Raw genomic sequence first — 6,037 nt, forward strand, 5'->3', positions numbered from 1 at the left:
ATAATCTGCCTGCGGACGTCGCACGCTACTGCCGGCGTGCATGGCTGTCAACGCCGGCATGGTTCATGGCGGCATTACTTGACTCATTGGAGAACAGAAATGAAGAAGCTCGCACTCGCCGCCATGATCGGCATGCTGTCCGCCGGCGCGTTCGCCGCCCAAGGCGACATTCTGGCACGTTTCCGCGTGATCAATGTCGCGCCGTCCAGCAGCTGGAGCAATTCCGGCCTGGTGCCGGGCCTGAATGTCGAAGCCAAGAGCTCGACGGTGCCGGAAATCGACTTCACCTACATGATCACCAACAATATCGGCGCCGAGCTGATCCTGGGCACTTCCCGCCACAAGATCACCGCCAACGGCGCGGATATCGGCAAAGTATCCGTGCTGCCGCCGACGCTGACCGCCCAATACCACTTCGCGCCGGAAGCGACCTTCCGTCCGTATGTCGGCGCCGGCATCAACTACACCCGCTTCTACAGCACGGGGCTGAATGCCTTGGGCACGCCGCTGAGCGTGAAGAACAACAGCTTCGGCCCGGCGCTGCAGATCGGCGCCGACTACGCGATCAACAAGAGCTGGTTCGTCAACGTGGACGTGAAGAAGCTGTGGATCCAGACCGACGTGACCGCCGACAAGCTCGGCGGCGCCAAGCTAGGAACGCTGCATGTCGATCCGTGGGTGTTCGGCATCGGCGTCGGCACCAAGTTCTGATCCAGCCGGACCATCGGTCATGCGAGGACGCCTGCGGGCGTCCTTTTGCATTGTGGTTAAATGTAAATGATTGATGATATTGACATCGCGGGGGAAGTCGCCAATGCTGGCCGCTGGCTGATCCGCGGAATCGGCATGCCAGGTTGGAAAAGGGCGGGGCATTTGTCGCGGCGGCGACATGAAAATCAGCGCTTGGCGACATGAATCGCATGTTTCAGACAAGTTTGTTGTCAAAATGCATCATTTCAATGAGAACCATTCGAAGTTTTCCGCGTCATCCGGAAGAGGGGACGCGCGGGTTTTTATCAGTGAAAAGAGCAACTTATCCCGCCGGCTTGACTTGTCGGGCGCGCCAGGCGGTAAAGTGAGCTGAGGTCTTGAATTTACAAGGGATTTTCGCGGCCCCGTAAACCGATTTTTTGTTAAAATGGCGCCCTTTTTCGTGGCGGGGAAGATAGATGGCTCTCCTGGAAATCAAAAACGTGGTCAAACGCTTTGGCGACTACACGGCTGTCAATGACGTCAGCCTGTCGGTCGAGGCGGGCGAGTTCTTCACCCTGCTGGGACCCTCCGGCTGCGGCAAGACCACCTTGCTGCGCATGCTGGCCGGTTTCGAGCAGCCGGACGCCGGCCAGATCCTGCTGGATGGCCAGGACATGTCGCAGGTGGCGCCGGAGAAGCGTCCGGTGCACACCGTGTTCCAGAGCTACGCGCTGTTCCCGCACATGACGGTGCGCGAGAACATCGCCTTCCCGCTGAAAATGGCCAAGTGGGACAAGCGCAAGATCGCCGCCCAGGTGGACGAATTGCTGGAAGATGTGCGCCTGACCCAGTTCGGCGACCGCTACCCGCACGAGATGTCCGGCGGCCAGCGCCAGCGCGTGGCCATCGCCCGCGCGCTGGTGGACCGTCCGCGTCTGTTGCTGCTGGACGAGCCGTTGTCCGCGCTCGACGCCAAGCTGCGCGAGGAAATGCAGATCGAGCTGATCAATCTGCAGAAAGAGGTGGGCATCACCTTCGTCTACGTCACCCACGATCAGGGCGAGGCGCTGGCGCTGTCGCACCGCATCGCGGTGATGAGCCACGGCAAGGTGGAGCAGCTGGACGCGCCGGAGAAGCTGTACAGCTATCCGAAGAACCGCTTCGTCGCCGACTTCCTCGGCCAGTGCAATGTGCTGGAAGGCACGGTCAAGGCCTTGCACGGCGACGCCATGACCGTGGCGCTGAAGGGCTGCGGCGACGTCAAGTGCCAGGCGGTGCCGGGCGTGAAGGAAGGCCAGCAGGGCTGGCTGGCGCTGCGGCCGGAGAAGGTGAAGCTCGACAAGGAGCTGCCGGAACTGCCGGACGAGGCCTATTTCAAGGGCCGCGTCCATGATTGCCTGTACCTGGGCGACGTCACCCTCTACGTGGTGGAGGTGGCCGACGGCGTGTTGGTGGAGGCGATGCAGCCCAACAATATTCCCGGCGTGGCCAAGTTTTTCGACGACGGCGACGTGGTCGAAGTCGCCTGGCGTTTCGACGCCGGCAGTTTCCTGACGGAGTAAGCGATGGCGATGCGTGATCGTTTCGGCAAGTGGGCGCTGTCCTGGCCCCCCTTGCTGTATCTGGTATTGTTCTTCCTGATCCCGTCGCTGATCATGCTGGTGGCCGCGTTCCGCCAGCCCGGCGACTACGGCGGCCTGGCGCCGCTGTTCACCATCGAGGACGGCCAGCGCGTCTGGGAGCTGACGCTGGACAATTTCCACCGCCTGGTGGAAGAGCCGCTGTACATCGAGCTGTTCATCAAGTCGGCCGGCTACGCGCTGACCACCACCGTGGTCTGCCTGCTGATGGCCTACCCGCTGGCCTGGCTGATCGCCCGCTCCGGCAAGAAGTACCGCGATCTGCTGCTGCTGTTGGTGATCCTGCCGTTCTGGTCCAACTTCCTGATCCGCATCTACGCGTGGATGATCATCCTGGGGCCGCAGTCGGCGTTCACCAAGGCGCTGAACCTGGTGCTGACTACGCTGGGCTTCGAGCCGGTGCGGCTGCTGTTCACCTCGTTCGCGGTTATCGTCGGCCTGGTGTACGTGCATCTGCCCTTCATGGTGCTGCCGCTGTACGCCAACCTGGAAAAGCACGACATGGCCTTGCTGGACGCCGCGCAGGATCTGGGCGCCAACGCCTGGCAGCGCTTCTGGCGCGTGACCTGGCCGCTGAGCCTGCCCGGCGTGTTCGCCGGCTCGGCGCTGGTGTTCATCCCGGCGCTGGGCATGTTCGCCATCCCGGATATCCTGGGCGGCACCGAATCCATCATGATAGGCAACCTGATCAAGCAACAGATCCTGGACACCCGCGACTGGCCGTTCGGTTCGGTGCTGTCGATCATGCTGACCGGCGGCGTGCTGCTGATCGCCGTGCTGGGGGCCGCGGTGGCCAGAAAGGGGAAGGCGCGTGGCTAAGAAACAATCCAAATGGCTGTGGGCTTCGGCCGGCCTGACCTATCTGTTCCTGTACCTGCCGCTGGTCATCGTGGTGCTGTATTCGTTCAACGATTCGCGCCTGAACGCCGAGTGGGTGGGCTTCACGCTGAAGTGGTACCAGAAGCTGTTCCACAACGAGAAGATGCTGACCGCGGCCGGCAACTCGCTGCTGATCGGCATCATCGCCAGTTTCTTCGCCACCATTCTGGGCACGCTGGCCGGCATCGCGCTGCATAAGTACAAGCTGAGGCTGCTGCCCTTCCTGGTGCTGACGCCGATCGCCATCCCCGAGCTGCTGATGGGAGTGTCGCTGGTGATCTTCTTCGTCATCGTCAACCAGCTGATCGGCATCCTGGAGCTGGGCTTCGTCACCATCCTGCTGTCGCACATCGCCTTCTGCATCGGCTTCGTCGCCATCGTGGTGCGGGCGCGGATGCAGGGCATGGACGACAGCCTGGTGGAAGCCGCGCGCGATCTGGGCGCCACGCCGTTCCAGGCCTTCCGCCTGATCACGCTGCCGGTGATCAAGCCCGGCATCATCGCCGGCGCGCTGATGGCGTTCACGCTGTCGATCGACGACTTCGTGATCACCTTCTTCACCGCCGGCGCCGGCGCCAGCATGCTGCCGCTGGAGATCTATTCGATGATCAAGATCGCGGTGACGCCGGAAGTGAACGCGGTGTCATCCTTGCTGATGCTGCTGACGCTGGCGTTGATCGTCATCGCCTCCAAGGTTTCGCCGAGCGCCTTGCGCGCCAACGGCTGAGCCGCCAGGCCGAAAGGCCGATCCGGCGGCAAGGCGTTTTGCGTTGCAGCATAATGCCTTGCCGTCGCCGCCTCATCCGGGCGATGCGAGGGGGTGTCTCCCGGTTAACTCGTAGTACCACCAAGCTGTGCAATACAAAGGAAACGAAATGAAGAAGATCCTCGCGCTGCTGGCGCTGGCGGCCTCCACCCAGGCGTTCGCCGCCGAAGAGCTGCATCTGTACAACTGGAACAACTACCTGTCCGAGAGCGCGGCCAAGAGTTTCGAGGCCTATTGCAAGTGCAAGCTGGTGCAGGATTATTATGGCGACAACGAAGAGCTGCTGGCCAAGCTGGCCGCCGGCGCCAAGGGCTACGACATCGTGGTGCCGACCGGCTTCGCCGTCGACGCGCTGATCAAGCAGGGCAAGGCCCAACCGCTGGACAAGGCCCAGCTGCCCAATTTCAAGAACCTGAATCCGGGCTACCTGAACAGCTTCTTCGACAAGGGCAACAAGTACTCCGCCCCGTACGCGTTCACCACCACGCTGATCGGCTACAACGAGACCAAGCTGAAGCAACTGGGCCTGAGCGACAAGGTCAACAGCTGGGCGCTGATCTTCGATCCGGCGCTGCTGTCCAAGATCAAGGGCAAGGTCACCGTGCTGGATTCGCAGCGCGAACTGATCTCCGCCGCGCTGATGTACCTGGGCAAGCCGGCCAACTCCACCAATCCGGCCGACTGGAAAGCCGCCCGCGACGTGATCCTGAAAGCCAAGCCGTACTGGGCCGCCTTCAACAACCAGTCCTATATCAAGGAACTGACCGTCGGCAACATCTATGTCGCCTTCGGCTACTCCAACGATATGTTCCAGGCCCAGCAGGACGCCAAGAAGGCCAAGCGCGCTTTCGCGCTGAACTTCAGCCTGCAGAAGGAGGGCAATACCCTGTCGCTGGACAACTTCGTGGTGTTGAAGGATGCGCCGCGCAAGGACCTGGCCTACAAGTTCATCAACTTCATGCTGGACGGCAAGAATGCCGCCGGCCTGACCAACGAGATGGGCAACGGCAATCCGAACGCCGCCGCCGGCAAGTTCGTCAAGACCGAGCTGACCAAGATCCCGGCGATCTTCCCCACCACCACCGACCTGCCGCGCTTGCAGCAGCTGCATGATCTGAACACCAAGGATCGCCGCGAGCTGAACAAGGTGTGGTCCGAGATCAAGCTGAAATAAGCGTATCCGCGTTGTCCAATAAAAAGGCCGGGAAGTTTCCCGGCCTTTTTCTATATATGTTCGCTGGCCTAATCCAGATGCAGCCGAAGCAGCTGGCTTATTTTCTCGACGCGGTGGTCGACGTGGGCAGGTTTGCGCGGCTCGCGGCTGACCCAGATGGTGGTCATGCCCAGCTCCTTCGCTGTCAGCAGATTGGGCAGGGAGTCTTCCACCATGATGCAATGCGCGGGATTCAGGCCTTCGCGGGCCAGCACGGTGTGGAAGGCGTCAAGGTGGGGCTTGGGGATATAGTTCAGCCGTTCCACGCCGTATACCGATTCGAAATGATGCTGAATCCGCATCCGCTGCAGAATGCCTTCCACATAGTGCTGCGGGCCGTTGGACAGGATGATCTTGCGGCCGGGAAGGACGCTGAGGTTTTCCGCCAGCCGGTCTTCGAATTGCAGCCATTGTTCCAGTACTTCCACCGGGTGGGTTTCGATCAGGAACTGCTGCGGGTCGATGCCGTGATGGGTGGACAGGCCGTGCATGGTGGCGCCGTATTGCGCCCAGTAGCGGGAGCGCAGCGCGCAGGCCTCCGTCTCGTCCACGCCGAGATGGCGCATCATGTATTCGGTCATCAGCTTGTTGATATGGTCGAAGATGCCGCCGCTGGCGTGGTGGAGGGTGTCGTCGAGGTCGAAGATCCAGGTCTTGTGGTTCACGTTCGAAACTGCATGAAAAGGAGGGACCGGAGATTATCCATTCATGGCGGCCGGCAGGCTAGCGGAAGCGGTTCAGAAAGCTTGCGGAGACCGTTTCTATTGTTATCAGTGGCTTACAGTGTTTTGACCAGATTTTTTCAATTTCTTTGCAGAAAGGTGTTGACGGGTCAGGGGGGCGGGC

The 6,037-nt window shown here is 61.2% G+C and carries 6 protein-coding genes; 5 read left to right on the forward strand and 1 reads right to left on the reverse strand.

The features are described 5' to 3' along the window. Positions 1 to 99 precede the first annotated feature (99 nt). The 5 genes from VL52_RS13275 (at position 100) to VL52_RS13295 (ending at position 5,152) form a co-directional block, all read left to right on the forward strand. Complete coding sequence (locus tag VL52_RS13275; RefSeq protein WP_046157451.1) at positions 100 to 711, forward strand: OmpW/AlkL family protein; 612 nt, start codon at positions 100 to 102, stop codon at positions 709 to 711. Between the two features lie 458 nt (positions 712 to 1,169). After that, the gene (locus VL52_RS13280) at positions 1,170 to 2,255 is read left to right on the forward strand and encodes an ABC transporter ATP-binding protein (protein ID WP_046157452.1); all 1,086 of its coding nucleotides are present in this window, start codon (positions 1,170 to 1,172) and stop codon (positions 2,253 to 2,255) included. 3 nt (positions 2,256 to 2,258) lie between these two features. Continuing rightward, positions 2,259 to 3,152 (forward strand): ABC transporter permease, encoded by an 894-nt coding sequence (locus VL52_RS13285; RefSeq protein WP_021477383.1) that lies wholly within the window; start codon positions 2,259 to 2,261, stop codon positions 3,150 to 3,152. Next, positions 3,145 to 3,939 (forward strand): ABC transporter permease, encoded by a 795-nt coding sequence (locus VL52_RS13290; RefSeq protein ID WP_021477382.1) that lies wholly within the window; start codon positions 3,145 to 3,147, stop codon positions 3,937 to 3,939. The genes VL52_RS13285 and VL52_RS13290 overlap by 8 nt, the downstream gene beginning before the upstream one ends. A 148-nt stretch (positions 3,940 to 4,087) precedes the next feature. Next, positions 4,088 to 5,152, forward strand: coding sequence for an ABC transporter substrate-binding protein (locus tag VL52_RS13295; RefSeq protein WP_046157453.1), 1,065 nt, complete (start codon positions 4,088 to 4,090; stop codon positions 5,150 to 5,152). Positions 5,153 to 5,220: 68 nt separating this feature from the next. Here the strand turns inward: VL52_RS13295 and VL52_RS13300 are convergent, their stop codons facing one another. After that, a complete protein-coding gene (locus VL52_RS13300; protein ID WP_046157454.1) occupies positions 5,221 to 5,856 on the reverse strand; it encodes a pyrimidine 5'-nucleotidase in 636 nt (211 codons plus the stop codon). Between the last annotated feature and the right edge of the window lie 181 nt (positions 5,857 to 6,037).

It is taken from the genome of Chromobacterium vaccinii, assembly GCF_000971335.1.
GTDB lineage: Bacteria > Pseudomonadota > Gammaproteobacteria > Burkholderiales > Chromobacteriaceae > Chromobacterium > Chromobacterium vaccinii.